Here is a 15,966-nt window from a genome sequence, read left to right on the forward strand (position 1 = left end):
TCCCGGTGCGTCATCGATCGGGATCGACAGCAGGATCCATAAGTAGTGCCCGTCCCGATTGATCGGTGAGGCTAACCTAACCTTACCCGCCGCTTCCTGCTCGCAAAAGCCCCGGATACGCCGGTGGGGCGCGGATCACATGGATCCGCGCCCCACCGCTGCGTACAGGAGGGAATTACTGGTCCCGGTACATCTCCGCCACCAGGAACGCCAGGTCCAGGGACTGGCTGCGGTTCAGGCGCGGGTCGCAGGCCGTCTCGTAGCGCTGGTGCAGGTCGTCGACGAAGATCTCGTCGCCGCCGCCCACGCACTCGGTGACGTCGTCACCGGTGAGCTCGACATGGATGCCGCCCGGGTGGGTGCCCAGGCCCTTGTGGACCTCGAAGAAGCCCTTGACCTCGTCGAGCACGTCGTCGAAGCGGCGGGTCTTGTGGCCGGATGCCGCCTCGAAGGTGTTGCCGTGCATCGGGTCGGTGACCCAGGCGACGGTCGCGCCGGACGCGGTGACCTTCTCGACAAGCTCCGGGAGCTTGTCCCGGACCTTGTCGGCGCCCATGCGGACGATGAAGGTGAGGCGGCCGGGCTCGCGGTCCGGGTCGAGGCGCTCGATGTACTGCAGCGCCTCCTCCGTGGTCGTCGTCGGGCCGAGCTTGATGCCGATCGGGTTGCGCACCTTGGAGGCGAACTCGATGTGCGCGCCGTCCAGCTGACGGGTGCGCTCACCGATCCAGACCATGTGGCCCGAGGTGTCGTAAAGGCGGCCCGTGCGCGAGTCCACGCGGGTCAGGGCCGACTCGTAGTCGAGGAGCAGCGCCTCGTGCGAGGCGAAGAACTCGACGGTCTTGAACTCCTCCGGGTCGGCCCCGCAGGCGTGCATGAAGTTCAGCGCCTGGTCGATCTCGCGCGCCAGCTGCTCGTAGCGCTGGCCCGAGGGGGACGACTTCACGAAGTCCTGGTTCCAGGCGTGCACCTGGCGCAGGTCGGCGTAGCCGCCGGTAGTGAAGGCGCGCACCAGGTTGAGCGTCGACGCGGATGCGTTGTACATCCGCTTCAGGCGCTCGGGGTCCGGGATGCGGGCCTTCTCGTTGAAGTCGAAGCCGTTGACCGAGTCGCCCCGGTACGTCGGCAGGGTCACGCCGTCGCGGGTCTCGGTGCCCTTGGAGCGGGGCTTCGAGTACTGCCCCGCGATGCGGCCCACCTTCACGACGGGCACGGAGGCGGCGTAGGTCAGGACGGCGCCCATCTGGAGCAGCGTCTTCAGCTTGTTTCGGATGTGGTCGGCAGACACGGCGTCGAAGGCCTCTGCACAGTCGCCGCCCTGGAGCAGGAACGCCTCGCCCTTGGCCACAGACGCAAGGCGGGCGCGCAACTGATCGCACTCGCCTGCGAAGACGAGCGGCGGATACGACTCGAGGTCCGCGATCACATCGCGCAGAGCCTCGGCATCGGGGTACTCAGGCTGCTGCGCCGCGGGAAGGTCTCGCCAGGTGTTGCCACCGGTCGGGGTGCTCTTAGCGTTCACGGTCACCCCGACAACATTACGGGGTGATGTCCGCCGTCCATTCACCCGCTCACCAAGTGAGACGGAGGCGACACAGCCGAGCGGCGGCGCGCCAGCTCCCGCTCGCCCGCGTTCGGCGTCGCGAGGGTCAGCCTGCGGTGGGTGCGGCGCAGCATGGTGCGGGCCATGAAGGGGTGAACGCGCCGCACCACCGCCCAGTAGACCCGGCCGCGCAGGGTGTCGGCGCGGGCGGCGGTGCTGAGCGTGACGTACCGCTCGTCGACCAGGATCGAGGCGCGGGCGGTCAGGCCGGCCGTGTCCACCTCCAGGAGCAGTTCGTCGCCCTCGCGGGCCAGGACCGGAAAGGCGTCGCGCAGGATGCCGGTCCAGGCCTCCGGGTCGCGCGGCTGCCCGGGGAGCAGCTCCATGCGGTACGCGTCCTCATAGCCGGGCCGCTCGACGGCGGACCGGATCAGGCCGGCCGCCTCCGGTACGCCGACGGTCTCCGGGCGGGTCCAGGCGAGCCGGTTGTAGAGCCGCACCAGGGGTGACCACCGGACGGGGCGGGCGCAGCCGCCGGTCGCGACGCGCTCGTTGTTGTCGAAGACCTCTTCGATGATCGTGTTGTGCAGGGGCCTGATGAGGGTGGGCCACAGGACGCGGTTCATGCCCTCGGGCCGGGTCCGCAGAACGTGCCGCACGCGGCAGCGCCGCTCCCCTATGGGCTCGACCGTCAGCTCGTGGAAGCCGTTGTCGGGCGGGGTGAAATCGAAGCGGACGCGGTGGCCGGGCTCGTACTCCGTGACGCTGTAGCGGACCGGGCCGTGGCCGCCGGTCGCGCCCACGCCGAGCGGACGGTCGAAGATCATCCCTTCCCAGGCGGGCGTCGGGAAGATCGGGTCGTCATCGGCGGAGAGGCGGTCGAGCAGGGCACCGACCTCCCGCGCCGGGGCCTTGATCACGCGCTCGTGCTCATTGAGTACCGTGCTCATCGCGCACCTCCATACGCTGGCGTATGGTCGACCATACGGTACCGTACGGACATGGTGCAACGGCAGCAGAAGAAGACCGCGGTGAAGCCCCGCCTGACCGCCGACGACTGGGCGGACGCCGCGCTCACCGCGATCGGCGAGGGCGGGCTCGCCGCCGTCGCCGTGGAGCCCCTGGCGGTCCGCCTCGGCACCACCAAGGGCAGCTTCTACTGGCACTTCGCCAACCGTGACGCGCTCATCGAGGCCGCCCTGAACCGCTGGGCGGAGATCCACACCGAGGGGACGATCCAGGAGGTCGAGGCCGAGCCCGACCCGCGCGAGCGCGTCCGGCTGCTCTTCGCCGAGGCCATCTCGTCGGCCACCTCCGACCCCCTGGAGGTCGCCCTCCTCGCGACCGCGTCGCACCCCCAGGTCGCCGAGGTCATGCGCCGCGTGACCGAGCGCCGGGTCGCGTACGTCGCCGAGCTCTTCGCCGGGCTCGGCTTCCCCGAGGCGGAGGCGCGGCGGCGCGGTCTTCTCGCGTACACGGTCTATCTGGGGCACGCCCAGCTCGGGCACGCGGTGCCGTCGGCGCTGCCCGCGACCGACGAGTTCGGCGCCTATCTCGACGAGGCCCTGGACGTCCTGATGATGCGCTAAGGTGCGTGGCATGTACTCGCAGCAGACCCGTAACTGGTGGTGGCCCGCTCATCCGGCGGCCCACTGATTCTGCGCGTACCCAGACTCGCGAAGGCCGCCCGAGGGGCGGCCTTCAGTGTTTTCCGGGTTTTCCGGACCTGTGCGGGACCGGGGCCGTTCCTCTCCGAGTGAGAAGGAACAGAACCCATGCACTCCCAGCCACACCTGCTCGATCTCATCGACGACGACCGCCCGTTCGCGGTGCTCCGCCGCCGCACCCCCGGCCGCGACCACGACACGGTGGAGGTCCTGATCGGCTCCGTCGGCACCTACGAACGGCTCGCCGACATCCCCGACGAGGGCCTCGCGCTCATCCCCTTCCGGCAGATCAGGGAGCGCGGCTTCGACGTGCGCGACGACGGCACACCGCTCGCGGTCCTGACCCCCGACGAGACGTACGAACTCCCGCTTGCCGAGGCCCTGTCGGCACTGCCCACCCACGACGTACGGGTCGAGGGCGGTGCCTTCGACGTGGACGACGACGCGTACGCGGACATCGTCGGGCGGGTCCTGCGCGAGGAGATCGGGCGGGGCGAGGGCGCGAACTTCGTCATCCGCCGTACGTACGAGGGTGAGATCCCCGGCTTCGGCAGGGCGGACGCGCTTGCCCTCTTCCGCAGGCTGCTCGTGGGCGAGCGCGGCGCCTACTGGACGTACGTCGTGCACACCGGGGACCGCACCCTGGTCGGGGCGAGCCCCGAGGTGCATGTGCGGATGTCCGGCGGGACGGTCGTGATGAACCCGATCAGCGGGACCTACCGCTACCCGGCCGAAGGCCCCACCGCGGACGATCTGCTCACCTTCCTCGCCGACGGCAAGGAGACCGAGGAGCTGTCGATGGTCGTCGACGAGGAGCTCAAGATGATGTGCACGGTGGGCGACATGGGCGGTGTCGTCGTCGGCCCGCGCCTGAAGGAGATGGCCCATCTCGCGCACACCGAGTACGAGTTGCGGGGCAAGTCGTCGCTCGACGCGCGCGAGGTCCTCAAGGAGACGATGTTCGCGGCGACGGTCACCGGGTCGCCGGTGCAGAACGCCTGCCGGGTCATCGAACGGCACGAGACCGGGGGCCGGGGCTACTACGCGGGCGCCCTCGCCCTCATCGGCCGCGACGCGGGCGGCGCGCAGACCCTCGACTCCCCCATCCTGATCCGCACCGCCGACATCTCCCCCGCGGGCCGCCTTCGCGTCCCCGTGGGCGCCACGCTGGTGCGCGGCTCGGACCCGGCGGGCGAGGTCGCGGAGACCCACGCGAAGGCGGCGGGCGTGCTCGCGGCTCTGGGTGTACGTCCCGGACGGCCCCGCCACGAGGGCGTACGCCCGGCACTGGCCGACGACCCCCGCGTGCGTGCCGCCCTCGACGGCAGGCGGGCCGGGCTCGCCCCGTTCTGGCTGCGGATGCAGGAGCAGCTGACCGAATTGTCCGGGCACGCCCTGGTGGTCGACGGCGAGGACACGTTCACGGCGATGCTGGCGCACCTGCTGCGCTCCTCCGGTCTCGACGTGACGATCCGGCGCTACGACGAGCCGGGCCTGCGCGAGACGGTGCTCGCCCACGAGGGCCCGCTGATCCTCGGGCCCGGGCCCGGCAACCCCTCCGACCCCACCGACCCGAAAATGACCTCCCTGCGCTCCCTGGCCGCCGAGGCGATCCGCGATCACCGCCACGGCGTCCTCGGCGTCTGCCTCGGCCATGAGCTGCTCGCCGCCGAACTCGGCCTGGACATCGTCCGCAAGGAGGTCCCGTACCAGGGCGCGCAGACCCGGATCGACCTGTTCGGGCGGCCGGAGACGGTCGGCTTCTACAACAGCTTCGTGGCCCACTGCGACGAGGAGACATCGCTGGAACTGGCGGCGCACGGCGTCGAGGTCAGCAGGGACGCGGCGACGGGCGAGGTGCACGCGCTGCGGGGGCCGGGCTTCGCGGGCGTCCAGTTCCATCCGGAGTCGGTGCTCTCGCTGCGCGGCACGGCGATCGTGCGGGAGCTCCTTTCGGGCGTGCTGGTCTAGGGCGCAGGGGCGGGGGCCGCCGGGACCAGTACGTTCTCGCCTCGGCGGCCCTCCCGGTAGTCCAGGACGTTCTGCACCGTGGTGTCGATGATCTGGCCCACCGCGTCCCGCGTGTAGTACGCCTGGTGCGAGGTGACCACGACGTTCGGGAACGTCACCAGGCGGGCCAGGGTGTCGTCCTGGACGACCTCGAGGGACTTGTCGAGAAAGAAGAGCCCCGCCTCCGCCTCGTACACATCGAGCCCGACGCCCGCGAAGCGGCCCGCGCGCAACTCCGTGACGAGGGCCTCGGTGTCGATGAGCCCGCCCCGGCTGGAGTTCACCAGGATCGCGTCGTCCTTCATCATCCGCAGCGCGTCGGCGCCGACGATGTGCTGGGTGGCAGGGAGCAGCGGCACATGCAGGCTGATCAGGTCGGCCTCGGCGAAGAGCTGGTCCTTCTCCACGTACTTCATGCCGAGTTCGACGCACGCCGGGTTCTGGGTGATGTCCCAGCCGAGCAGATTCATGCCGAAGCCGTGCGCGATCCGGGTGAACGCCTCGCCGATCTTCCCGGTGCCGAGCACCCCGACCGTGCGGCCCCGCAGATCGCGGCCCATCAGGCCGTCGAGGCGGAAGTCGAAGTCGCGGGTGCGGTTGCTGGCGCGGACGATGCGGCGGTTGACGGCCATCGCGAGGGTCCAGGCGAACTCGGCGACGGAGTACGGCGAGTAGTACGAGACACGGGCGATGGTGAAGCCGAGGCGCTCGGCGACCTGGAGGTCGATGTTGTTGAACCCGGTCGAGCGCTGGGCGATCATCTGCGTCCCGCCGGCGGCGAGGGTCTGCAGGACGCGGTTGCCGAGGTCGGCGTTGACGCTGGTGGAGATGATCTCGTAGCCGGCGGCGATGGGGGCGGTGTCCTCGGTGAGGAAGACATCCAGGCAGCGGACGTCGTGGTGGGCGGCGAAGGCCTTCTCGATCAGCGGCTTCTCGTCGGCTTGCACGCCGAAGGCGAGGATCTCCATGGGGCCGAGTGTAGGTACGTACGGCCAGAACGGCACTGCGGAGAAACGGGTGGGCGGGTGGGAAAAAATCCGCCGCGAAGCGGCGGCACAGGTCGCACCCGCCCACCGGACATCAGCCGAAGAAAACCCCCACCTCGGCGTACAACTTCGGGTCCACGGTCTTCAGCTTCGACGTCGCGTCAGCGATGGGCACCCGCACGATGTCCGTCCCCTGCAGAGCAACCATCTTGCCGAAGTCGCCGTCCCGTACGGCCTCGATCGCGTGCAGCCCGAAGCGCGTGGCAAGCCAGCGGTCGAAGGCGCTGGGCGTGCCGCCCCGCTGGACGTGACCGAGCACGGTCGTCCGGGCTTCCTTCCCCGTCCGCCCCTCGATCTCCTTGGCCAGCCACTCGCCGACCCCGGAGAGCCGGACGTGCCCGAAGGAGTCCTGCGTACCGTCCTTGAGGACCATCTCGCCGTCCTTGGGCATGGCCCCTTCGGCGACGACGACGATCGGGGCGTACGAGGCCTTGAAGCGCGAGGTCACCCAGGCGCACACCTGGTCGAGGTCGAAGCGCTGCTCCGGAATGAGGATGACGTTCGCGCCGCCCGCCAGGCCCGAGTGCAGGGCGATCCAGCCCGCGTGCCGCCCCATGACCTCGACCACGAGGACCCGCATGTGCGACTCGGCGGTGGTGTGCAGCCGGTCGATCGCCTCGGTGGCGATCCCCACCGCGGTGTCGAAGCCGAAGGTGTAGTCCGTGGCGGACAGGTCGTTGTCGATGGTCTTCGGTACGCCGACGACATCGATGCCGTACTCGTCGGTGAGCCGCGCTGCGACGCCGAGGGTGTCCTCGCCGCCGATCGCGATGAGGGAGTCGACCTCGTACTTGGCGAGGTTCTCCTTGATCCGGCGGATGCCGTTCTCGACCTTGAGCGGATTGGTGCGCGAGGAGCCGAGGATGGTGCCGCCGCGGGGCAGGATGCCTCGCACGGCCGGGATGTCGAGCTGGACGGTGTCGCCCTCCAGCGGACCGCGCCAGCCGTCCCGGAAGCCGACGAAGCGATAGCCGTACTCCTGCACGCCCTTGCGGACGATGCCCCGGATGACGGCGTTGAGCCCGGGGCAGTCGCCGCCTCCGGTCAGTACGCCAATTTTTTTGGCCCCCATGGAAAGTCCCTTCGCCTCAGTGACCTGATGCGAGTCACGCTAATGGTGATCCAGGTCACTGAGGGACGGTACGGACGGTCAATTCCGTTTCTCCGCAGGGGAGTTGATCAAGCATGTTCACTCGAATGAGGGCTACTCGTCGTCGAGTCCGCGCTCGATCGCGTACCGCACGAGCTCCACCCTGTTGTGCAGCTGGAGCTTGCCCAGGGTGTTCTGCACGTGGTTCTGCACGGTGCGGTGCGAGATGACAAGGCGCTCGGCGATCTGCTTGTAGCTCAGCCCCTTGGCGACCAGGCGAAGCACCTCGGTCTCGCGGTCGGTGAGCTGCGGGGCCTTCGGCTCGTCCGGGGTGCCGGGCGCCGGATCGGACGCGAGGCGGCGGTACTCGCCGAGGACCAGGCCCGCGAGGCCCGGCGTGAAGACCGCGTCACCGACGGCCGTGCGGCGCACCGCGTCGGTCAGCTCGGCGGTGGAGGCCGACTTCAGGAGATAGCCGGTGGCCCCCGACTTGACCGCCTCCAGGACGTCGGCGTGCTCGCCGCTGGCCGAGAGGACGAGCACCCGCAGGGCCGGGTTGGCACTGACGAGTTCCTTGCAGACCTGGACGCCCGGCTTCAGAGGCAGGTTGAGATCGAGTACGAGGACGTCCGGCGCGGCGGCCTGCGCGCGGCGTACGGCCTGCTCGCCGTCGCCCGCCGTGGCGACCACGTCGAAGCCCACCTCGGCGAGGTCGCGGGCGACCGCGTCCCGCCACATCGGGTGGTCGTCGACGACCATGACCTTCACCGAGCCCTGGCCGTCCTGGCCCTCCCGCTGTTGCTGCTCGCTCATCGTTCCTTTCCTGCCTTCCCCCGTGTGCTGTCCACGTTCTCCGGGTCCCCCGCGTTCCGCGGGACCCTCATTTCCACTTCCGTGCCCTGCCCCGGCACCGAGATCAGCTCGGCCGTGCCCCCGATGTCCCGCAGCCGCCCCCTGATCGACAGGGCGACGCCGAGCCGCCCCTCGCCCTCGGCCTCCGCGAGGCGGCCTTCGGGGATGCCGGGGCCGTCGTCCCGCACCGTCACGATCACCGCGTCCGGCTCGTCCTCGACGAGGATCCAGGCGGCGGCGTCCGGGCCCGCGTGCCGGTGGACGTTGTCCAGGGCGGCGCCGACCGCGGCCGCCAGTTCCCGCGCGGTCTTGGGCGGGAGCCCGACGGGGGCGCCCGGCTCCGAGACGGTCACCTTCGCGCCCGCGTACGGAAAGAGCAGCGAGCGCAGGTCGCAGGGGTCGGCGTCGTCGTCATCGTCGGGCTCCTCCACCGCGCGGACCACGGCCCCCAGCGATGCGTCCTCCGACACATGGCTCGTGCGGACCAGGCCGCCCGCCACCAGCGTGCGCAGCGCGACCTCCTGCTCCCCCGCGAGCCTGCCGAGCTCCGCAGCCTCGCCGCCGAGCGCGCTGCCGCGCCGCTGCACCATCGCGAGGACCTGGAGCACGCTGTCGTGGATGTCGCGGGCAAGACGCTCGCGCTCGCGGGTCGCGGCCTCGATCTCCAGGGCCCGGGCGAGGGTGCGCTCGGAGGCGCGGGCGACCTCGACGACGTACCCGATGGCGATGGAGGCGATACAGACCAGCAGGACGTTGTGCAGCGTGTCCTGGGTTGGCCTGCCGCGCTGCGCGATGTTGGCGACGCCGACCAGCGCCGACGCGAAGGCCGCCCACCGCCAGCCGCCCTTGATCGCGAAGGCGAGCACCGCGCCCGCCGTCCATATCGACGGCAGCGTCGGACCGTCGTGGACGATCCGCTGGTGCGAGTCGGCCGCCGGAGTGAGCAGGATCCCGGTGATCGCGACGGTCAGGTCGATGACCAGGAACCGCTTGGTGCAGCTCGCGGCACCCGAGACCTTCGGCAGCGTGCCGAGCGTCCACCCGGCGAGCACCACGTAGTACGCGATGGCCACCCAGGGGCGGTCGAACCTCTCGTACGCGGCCACGAACAGGCCGATCGCGTAGAGCATGGTCAGCACGCGGTAGCCGGTCAGCGCACGCCACAGCGGCTGCTCGACCGACATCCTCATGACGCGTACGCGCTTGGCTGTGCTGGTCACGCTCCCCCACCCCTGGAGGCGCCCCTCGGCTCCTCCTCTGCACCGACGCCGCTAGGCGCCGGACCGTTCCTTCTCGGCCGCCGCGGCCTTCTTCTCGGCTTCCTTCCCGGCCTTCGCCTCGTCGGCGAGACGGCGCTTCGCAGCGGTCGCGTACTCGTCGACGTACTCCTGGCCGGACAGCTTCATGATCTCGTACATGACCTCGTCGGTCACCGCCCGCAGGACGAACCGGTCGTGCTCCATGCCGTGGTACCTGCTGAAGTCGAGCGGCTTGCCGATCTTGATACCGGGCCGCATGAGCTTGGGCAGCACCTTGCCGGGCGGCTGGATCTTCTCGGTGTCGATCATCGCCACGGGCAGCACCGGCGCCCCGGTGGCGAGTGCCACGCGGGCCAGGCCGCCGGGCTTGCCACGGTAGAGCCTCCCGTCGGGCGAACGGGTGCCTTCCGGGTAGATGCCGAAGAGCTCGCCGCGCTCCAGGACCTCGATGCCGCTCTTGATGGCCGCCTCGCCCGCGCCGCGCGCGCCGGAGCGGTCCACGGGCAGCTGGCCGACGCCCTTGAAGAAGGCCGCGGTGAGCTTCCCCTTCACACCGGGTGACGTGAAGTACTCCGCCTTGGCGATGAAGGTGACCTTGCGGTCGAGCACCGCGGGCAGGAAGAAGGAGTCCGAGAAGGAGAGATGGTTGCTCGCCAGGATGGCCGGTCCTTCGGCGGGTACGTTCTCAAGGCCTTCCACCCAGGGCCTGAAGCCGAGCTTCAGCGGCCCTCCGATGGCGACCTTCATTGCGCCGTAGATCAAACCGAGTGCCTCCTGTTATGTGTGGATCAGACCTTAACCCGCTGTAAGGCCAAAGGGCCCGACGGCCCTGGTCGGTGTCAGTCCGGTCGCGTACCGTGAAGTACTCCGTGTAACCCCGCAGCCACATCTCACGAAGGAGACCGAAGTGCCGGTCCTCCCCGGAGCCGAGCCGTACCGCCACGAGGGCGGCGAGATCGGCGTCCTCCTCTGTCACGGCTTCACCGGATCCCCGCAGTCCCTGCGCCCCTGGGCCGAGTACCTCGCGGAACAGGGCCTGACCGTCTCCCTCCCGCTGCTGCCCGGGCACGGCACGCGCTGGGAGGACCTGCAGATCACCGGCTGGCAGGACTGGTACGCGGAGGTGGAGCGCGAGTTGCACGGGCTCCTGGAGCGGTGCGCGGAGGTCTTCGTCTTCGGGCTCTCCATGGGCGGCGCGCTCACGCTGGCGCTCGCCTCGAAGCACGGCGACGCGGTGCGCGGCATAGTCCTGGTGAACCCGGCGAACAAGGTGCACGGTCTGGCCGCGCACGCGCTGCCGGTCGCCCGGCATCTGGTGCGCACGACGAAGGGCATCGCGAGCGACATCGCCCTGGAGGGCTCGGACGAGGTCGGCTACGACCGGGTTCCGCTGCACGCGGCGCACTCCATGCGCCAGTTCTTCGCCCGGGTCGACGGGGAGCTGCCGCAGGTGACACAGCCGCTGCTGCTTCTGCACAGCCCGCAGGACCATGTGGTGCCGCCGGTCGACTCGGCCAGGATCCTCAGCCGGGTGTCCTCCACGGACGTCACCGAGATCCTCCTGGAACAGAGCTACCACGTCGCGACGTTGGACCACGACGCGGACCGGATTTTCGAGGAGAGCCTCGCGTTCATCGGCCGGCTCGCCCCCAGTGTCGGCAAGGAAGGGACGGCCTCCGGTGGCTGAGCAGGACCGACGTGAACCGGACCACGACGAGGACCGCGAGCCCGAGCCCGAGGAGAAGGCGGCCCCGGAGGGCGGCGTGCCGCTGGACGAGGACGCGGTCTGGCGCGAGATCGTCGCCGGGTACGGACAGGAGCCGGCGGACCCGCCGGGCGCCAAGCCGTTCAAGTCCGTGGAGGACCTGGCGCTCCTTGAGCCCGAGACGAATGAGCCTCCGGAGACGGACGGCAAGCGGGACAAGGGCTCCGAGGGCTCTGCGGGATCCGAGGGCTCCGACACGAAGACGCCGCTCGGCGGCTCCGTCTCCTTCGCACCCGGAGTCGGCGGGCCGCGTGACTACGCCGCGCCGGAGGCCTCCGACGACGACCTGGACGCGGACGACGAGGGCCATTTCGTCCCGCCGGAGCCGCCGCCGCTGCCCGAGGCCGACGTGACGGCGAAGTTCGCCTGGCTGGCCGTGATCGGCGGTCCGGTGCTGCTCCTGCTCACCGTGCTGCTCGGCTGGAACATGACGTGGTGGATCGCCACGCTCAGCATCGGCGGCTTCCTCGGCGGCTTCGCCACGCTGGTGACGCGGATGAAGGGCGACGACGACGAGGACGACGATCCGGGGCGCGGCGCGGTCGTCTAACCCCTTCTAACCCCCTTGAGCTGCCGGGATTCTGAGGGCGGCGAGCACGGGCAGATGGTCCGTGGCCGCCCGCAGATCCGCCTCGCTCACTCCGTCGAGCTCCAACGGCACGCCGCAGCCGAGCACTTCGACCCCGGACGTCGCGAAGATCGCGTCGATACGCTGATGGGGGTCGCCCGGCGTCGAGGTGTTCTCGCCGCCCCAGGGCGCCGTCGCCCAGCAGTCCCGCAGCTCCGAGGCGAGCCTGCGGAACGTACGGCCCTTGGGGCGGTCGTTCAGATCACCGCCCGCGACGGCGTGCTCCACGCCCATCCCGGCGAGCCGGTCGAGCAGCATCCCGCCCTGCGCGTACCGCTCGTCGCTCTGCAGGCTCAGATGGCAGCTCAGGACGCCGATCCTGGCGCCCCCGAACCGTACGACGGCGGTCGCGAAGCCGCGCCGGTGCAGGCCCGGGGTGAGCGGGAGCAGCACGTCCTCGGTCCGCTCCACGGTCGCCCGCAGCGAGCAGAGCAGCGCGGGCCCGGAGGCGGTGGCCCCGCCCGAGAGCATCACCAGATCGGCCGCGCGCGCAAGGCGCGCCAGCTTCTTGCGCCACCGGAAGAACCGGGGAGCCTCCTGGACGAGTACGAGGTCGGGTTCACACGCGGCGATGACGCGGGCCAGGGCGTCGGTGTCGTCCCGCATGGACCGGATGTTGTAACTGAGCACCCGGATCACGGCTGAACCGTCTTCATGGGTCCGGGAGTTGGGCAGCGGAGTGATCGCCATGCGGATCAAGATAGCGCCGCGCGCTCCCTGTTGCGGGCAGACGTCCCGCCCGTCCCACGTCCTCGTTGTGGGCCGTCGGGCACCGACGCAGCAAGGCGCCCGCCGCCCCGCAGAGGGGCAACGGGCGCCAAGAAAAAATCACCGAGCAGCAACTACCCCTGCCGAGCAAGATCCGCGGCACCCACAAGCCCCGCCTTATTGCCCAGCTGCGCTGCCAGCACCTGCGCATGCGGCCGCCACTGCCCACCGATCAGCCACCGCCGGAAGGACTTCCGGATCGGGTCGAGCACCAGCTCGCCCTCGTCGGAGAGCCCTCCACCCACGATGAACGCGGAGGGGTCGAAGAGCGAGGCCAGGTCGGCCAGGCCCGCACCGACCCAGCGGGCCAGCTCCCGGTAGGAGTCGACGGCGACAGGGTCACCCTGCCGGGCCGCCTCACTGATGTGCTTGCCCTCGATGCCGTCCACCGTGCCGTCGCCGAGCCCGAGGAGAATCTCCGCGGCCTCCGGCGTCGCGTTGGCCCGCTGCCGCCCGTACCGCAGAAGCGCACGCCCCGACGCGTACTGCTCCCAGCACCCCTGGCTCCCGCAGCCGCACAGCAGTCCGTCCGGCACGGTCCGGATGTGCCCGAACTCCGCGGCGACGCCGAAGCGTCCGCGGCGCAGCTTGTTGCCGATGATGATGCCGCCGCCGAGGCCCGTGCCCAGCGTGATGACGATGACGTCCTCATGACCCTGGCCCGCGCCGAAGCGGTACTCGCCCCAGGCCGCCGCGTTCGCGTCGTTCTCGACGACGACCGGCATGCCGACCCGCTGCTCGACCTTGTCCTTCAGCGGCTCGTGGCGCCAGTCGATGTTCGGCGCGAAGAGAACGGTGGCGCGCTTGTCGTCGACGTACCCGGCGGCACCGATGCCGACGGCCTCCACGTCGTTCCCCTTGCCGGCTCCCGACACGGCGGCACAGATCGCGTCCACGATGCCGTCGGCGGTCGGCGGCGTGGGCACCTTGTGGGTGTCGAGAATGGTGCCCTCTTCGTCGACCACTCCGGCCGCGATCTTCGTGCCGCCGATATCGACGCCGATGGTGAGTCCCATGTGTCCCTCAGTTTCGGTCGAGCCCCGCTACGGCCAACCGTACCCGAGGGGTGTTCAGTCCAGGTCGATGTGTTCGCCGGGCCCCGGGCCGTCATCGCGCCGCTCCGGGCCCCGCGCCGCGTCGCTCCCGCGGGTCCAGCGGCCCTCCTGGCTCTCGACCGCGGAGCGGTACGCGGCGAGCAGTTCATTGCCCGCGGCGGCGAGATGGTCGAAGACATCGGGGTTGCGCTCGATGACCGGTTCGACGGCGGCCTTCGCCTGCTGGACGACCTGCTTCACGGTCTGCTCGACGGCGCCCTGCGCGACCGCGCCGAGCAACGGCGTCTGGAGTCCGGACAGCTTCTCCGAGACGGCGTCGACGAGCTTGCGCAGCTCCTCGCCCGCCGATCCCGGCGGTGTCCCGTACTGCTCCCGGCGGCGGGCCTTCTCCGCCGCGAGGTCCTCGGCGCACGCCTTCTCCCAGGCGTCGGCATCGGTGTCGGCCGCTTCGGGCTCGGGCACTTCGCGCTCGGTGGCATCGCTCATGACGGACTGACTCCTGCGGAGGGCGGCCGGTGGATCTATGGAACCGGTGGACCTATGGATTCGTACTCCCGACGTTACCCGAACGGCGGTAGGCCGTTCACCGTGTACGCGGCCACAGATCCGGGTCGGGCGTGAACCGCACCCGCAGCTCGCCCTCGCGAAGACCGGCGCCCGCGACGGTGCAGCGGCGCAGCGCGGACGGCAGCGTGACGATGCGCCGGAACGGGCCCGCCGTGACGACCAGTTCGTCGCCGCGCCGGATCAGGCCGAGCTCGTCGCGCACGGCTCCGGGGAGCGGGATGTGCCAGACCAGGACGCCGTCGTCGGCGAGCGCGTCGGTGACGGGCCACTCGACCGGCTCAGGAGCGGCGCCGGGCGCGGGCACGTGGAGGGCGGCCAGGTCGTCGGCGCCGCGCGGATCGTGGCCCAGGTGCGGGACGGCGCGGAGCTCTTCGCCGTACGTCCCCGTCCACTCGGCCAGGGTCTTGCGCTGCTGGGCGATGAGCCCGGCGAACCAGGTGTCGGCGGTGTCGTCGGGCAGCACGCGATTGGCGAGGACGGCGTCGGTGCGCAGGCCCTGCAGGGCGAGCCCGGTGGCGGCGGCGCGCACCGCGTCGGCGCCCGCGGGGCCCGGCTCGGCCACGAGCCGCACGGTCGTGCCCGGATCCTCGATCACGGCCTGCGCGGCGGCGAGTTCGGCGTCCCAGCGGGCCGCCGTCTCGTACAGCAAGCCGGCGGGCATCGGGACGCCGGCGATGCGGCCGAGCATCGGGCGCAGGGCGCGGGCGGCCTGCCGCTCGGGGGGCAGCAGCCTGCGGAGGTAGCGGCGGAGCTGCTCGGGGAGCGCGAGGACCGCGAGGGCGCGGGGCAGCGGGGGCAGGTCCACCACCACGGTGTCGTACGCGTCCCGCCCCGCGTCGCGCAGGGCGCGCAGCAGCGCAAGCTCGTCGCTGCCGGGCAGCGGGGTGAGTTCCTCGCCCTCCAGACGTCCTGCGCCGAGCAGGTCGAAGGCGGAGGCCGCCTTCTCCTGCAGGGCGAGGAGGTCGTCACGGAACTCGTCGCCCGGGGCCGGCCTCTTGACGGTGAGGCCCGGCTCCTGGCCGAGGGCGTCGACTCCGTCGGCGGTGATCAGAAGGGTGCGGGCGCCCTCGCGGGCGGCGGTGAGCGCGGTGGCCGCGGCGGCTGTGGTTCGCCCGGAGCCGCCGGGGCCGGTGAGCAGGAGGGTGCGCATAAGGGTGAACGTTACGCCCGTGACCGACAGCGCCCCGAAGGGGCGCCGCGCGCTTAAGCCCCGGCCTCCACGCGCTTCTTCAGGCCCGCCAGCGCCCGGTCGATGATGACCTTCTCCGCCTTGCGCTTGATCATCCCGAGCATCGGGATCTTGACGTCGACGGTCAGCTTGTACGTGACCTCGGTGCCGTCGCCGGACGGCTTCAGGAGGTACGAACCGTCGAGCGACCGCAGCATCTGCGACTTGACGAGGGTCCAGCTGACCTCGTTCTCGCCGCTCCAGGTGTAGCCGAGGGTCTGGTCGTCCTTGATCGCGCCCGCGTCCATGACGAGGCGGACCTGCTTGGCGCGGCCCTGGTCGTCGGTGTCGAGCACCTCCGCCTCCTTCACCTCACCCGTCCAGTCCGGGTAGCGCGCGAAGTCGGCGATCACCCCCATCACCTCGGCCGGTGCCGCCTCGATCGTGATGCTCGAGCTGGTGTGTTCCGCCATCTCTGTGGCTCCTCCAGATGCGGTCCGGTGCGGGGAGTGGTGTCTGCGTGTGTGACGCGTGAAGGCTATCGCGCA

At 70.8% G+C, this 15,966-nt stretch carries 17 protein-coding genes; 5 read left to right on the plus strand and 12 right to left on the minus strand.

The window, feature by feature from the left end; genetic code table 11:
• Window positions 1-175: 175 nt before the first annotated feature.
• Both AB0O76_RS25160 and AB0O76_RS25165 read right to left on the minus strand, forming a co-directional pair.
• Window positions 176-1,528, minus strand: a complete 1,353-nt coding sequence (locus AB0O76_RS25160) for a class II 3-deoxy-7-phosphoheptulonate synthase (RefSeq protein ID WP_365495420.1) — start codon at window positions 1,526-1,528, stop codon at window positions 176-178.
• A gap of 35 nt (window positions 1,529-1,563) precedes the next feature.
• Window positions 1,564-2,493: a DUF2867 domain-containing protein gene (locus AB0O76_RS25165; RefSeq protein ID WP_365495423.1), complete on the minus strand. Its 930-nt coding sequence runs from the start codon at window positions 2,491-2,493 to the stop codon at window positions 1,564-1,566.
• A gap of 51 nt (window positions 2,494-2,544) precedes the next feature.
• Between AB0O76_RS25165 and AB0O76_RS25170 the strand changes: the two genes are divergently transcribed.
• The 3 genes from AB0O76_RS25170 to AB0O76_RS25180 all read left to right on the plus strand — a co-directional run bounded on the left by AB0O76_RS25170 (window position 2,545) and on the right by AB0O76_RS25180 (window position 5,181).
• Complete coding sequence (locus AB0O76_RS25170; RefSeq protein ID WP_365495426.1) at window positions 2,545-3,132, plus strand: TetR/AcrR family transcriptional regulator; 588 nt, start codon at window positions 2,545-2,547, stop codon at window positions 3,130-3,132.
• Between the two features lie 10 nt (window positions 3,133-3,142).
• Window positions 3,143-3,199: a trp operon leader peptide gene (locus tag AB0O76_RS25175; protein WP_353962302.1), complete on the plus strand. Its 57-nt coding sequence runs from the start codon at window positions 3,143-3,145 to the stop codon at window positions 3,197-3,199.
• A gap of 119 nt (window positions 3,200-3,318) precedes the next feature.
• Window positions 3,319-5,181 carry an anthranilate synthase family protein gene (locus AB0O76_RS25180; RefSeq protein WP_365495429.1) on the plus strand — a complete coding sequence of 621 codons (1,863 nt, stop codon included), beginning with the start codon at window positions 3,319-3,321 and terminating at the stop codon, window positions 5,179-5,181.
• Here the strand turns inward: AB0O76_RS25180 and AB0O76_RS25185 are convergent.
• From AB0O76_RS25185 to AB0O76_RS25205, 5 genes are all read right to left on the minus strand, one after another.
• A complete protein-coding gene (locus AB0O76_RS25185; RefSeq protein ID WP_365495432.1) occupies window positions 5,178-6,188 on the minus strand; it encodes a 2-hydroxyacid dehydrogenase in 1,011 nt (336 codons plus the stop codon). The two genes, AB0O76_RS25180 and AB0O76_RS25185, sit on opposite strands and share 4 nt — an antisense overlap.
• Window positions 6,189-6,300: 112 nt before the next feature.
• The gene (locus AB0O76_RS25190) at window positions 6,301-7,338 is read right to left on the minus strand and encodes a 6-phosphofructokinase (RefSeq protein ID WP_365495435.1); all 1,038 of its coding nucleotides are present in this window, start codon (window positions 7,336-7,338) and stop codon (window positions 6,301-6,303) included.
• Between the two features lie 132 nt (window positions 7,339-7,470).
• Window positions 7,471-8,169, minus strand: coding sequence for a response regulator transcription factor (locus AB0O76_RS25195; protein WP_365495438.1), 699 nt, complete (start codon window positions 8,167-8,169; stop codon window positions 7,471-7,473).
• A complete protein-coding gene (locus AB0O76_RS25200) occupies window positions 8,166-9,392 on the minus strand; it encodes a DUF5931 domain-containing protein (protein WP_365495624.1) in 1,227 nt (408 codons plus the stop codon). The genes AB0O76_RS25195 and AB0O76_RS25200 overlap by 4 nt, the downstream gene beginning before the upstream one ends.
• Window positions 9,393-9,479: 87 nt before the next feature.
• Complete coding sequence (locus AB0O76_RS25205; RefSeq protein ID WP_365495627.1) at window positions 9,480-10,214, minus strand: lysophospholipid acyltransferase family protein; 735 nt, start codon at window positions 10,212-10,214, stop codon at window positions 9,480-9,482.
• A 160-nt stretch (window positions 10,215-10,374) separates the two neighbouring features.
• On the opposite strand from AB0O76_RS25205, the gene AB0O76_RS25210 reads away from it, so the two are divergent.
• Together AB0O76_RS25210 and AB0O76_RS25215 are read left to right on the plus strand one after the other, a co-directional pair.
• Window positions 10,375-11,154: an alpha/beta fold hydrolase gene (locus tag AB0O76_RS25210; RefSeq protein WP_365495441.1), complete on the plus strand. Its 780-nt coding sequence runs from the start codon at window positions 10,375-10,377 to the stop codon at window positions 11,152-11,154.
• The gene (locus AB0O76_RS25215) at window positions 11,147-11,782 is read left to right on the plus strand and encodes a hypothetical protein (RefSeq protein WP_365495444.1); all 636 of its coding nucleotides are present in this window, start codon (window positions 11,147-11,149) and stop codon (window positions 11,780-11,782) included. Before AB0O76_RS25210 ends, AB0O76_RS25215 begins: the two co-directional genes overlap by 8 nt.
• 6 nt (window positions 11,783-11,788) lie before the next feature.
• Here the strand turns inward: AB0O76_RS25215 and AB0O76_RS25220 are convergent, their stop codons facing one another.
• From AB0O76_RS25220 to AB0O76_RS25240, 5 genes are all read right to left on the minus strand, one after another.
• Complete coding sequence (locus AB0O76_RS25220) at window positions 11,789-12,550, minus strand: endonuclease/exonuclease/phosphatase family protein (RefSeq protein ID WP_365495447.1); 762 nt, start codon at window positions 12,548-12,550, stop codon at window positions 11,789-11,791.
• A gap of 152 nt (window positions 12,551-12,702) precedes the next feature.
• Window positions 12,703-13,644, minus strand: a complete 942-nt coding sequence (locus tag AB0O76_RS25225) for an ROK family glucokinase (protein ID WP_365495450.1) — start codon at window positions 13,642-13,644, stop codon at window positions 12,703-12,705.
• Window positions 13,645-13,698: 54 nt separating this feature from the next.
• Window positions 13,699-14,169, minus strand: coding sequence for a DUF5304 domain-containing protein (locus AB0O76_RS25230; RefSeq protein WP_365495453.1), 471 nt, complete (start codon window positions 14,167-14,169; stop codon window positions 13,699-13,701).
• A gap of 97 nt (window positions 14,170-14,266) precedes the next feature.
• Complete coding sequence (locus tag AB0O76_RS25235) at window positions 14,267-15,400, minus strand: ArsA-related P-loop ATPase (protein ID WP_365495456.1); 1,134 nt, start codon at window positions 15,398-15,400, stop codon at window positions 14,267-14,269.
• A 53-nt stretch (window positions 15,401-15,453) separates the two neighbouring features.
• Window positions 15,454-15,891 (minus strand): SRPBCC family protein, encoded by a 438-nt coding sequence (locus tag AB0O76_RS25240; protein WP_365495459.1) that lies wholly within the window; start codon window positions 15,889-15,891, stop codon window positions 15,454-15,456.
• Window positions 15,892-15,966 lie beyond the last annotated feature (75 nt).

This window comes from Streptomyces sp. NPDC086554, from assembly GCF_040686095.1.
Lineage (GTDB): Bacteria > Actinomycetota > Actinomycetes > Streptomycetales > Streptomycetaceae > Streptomyces.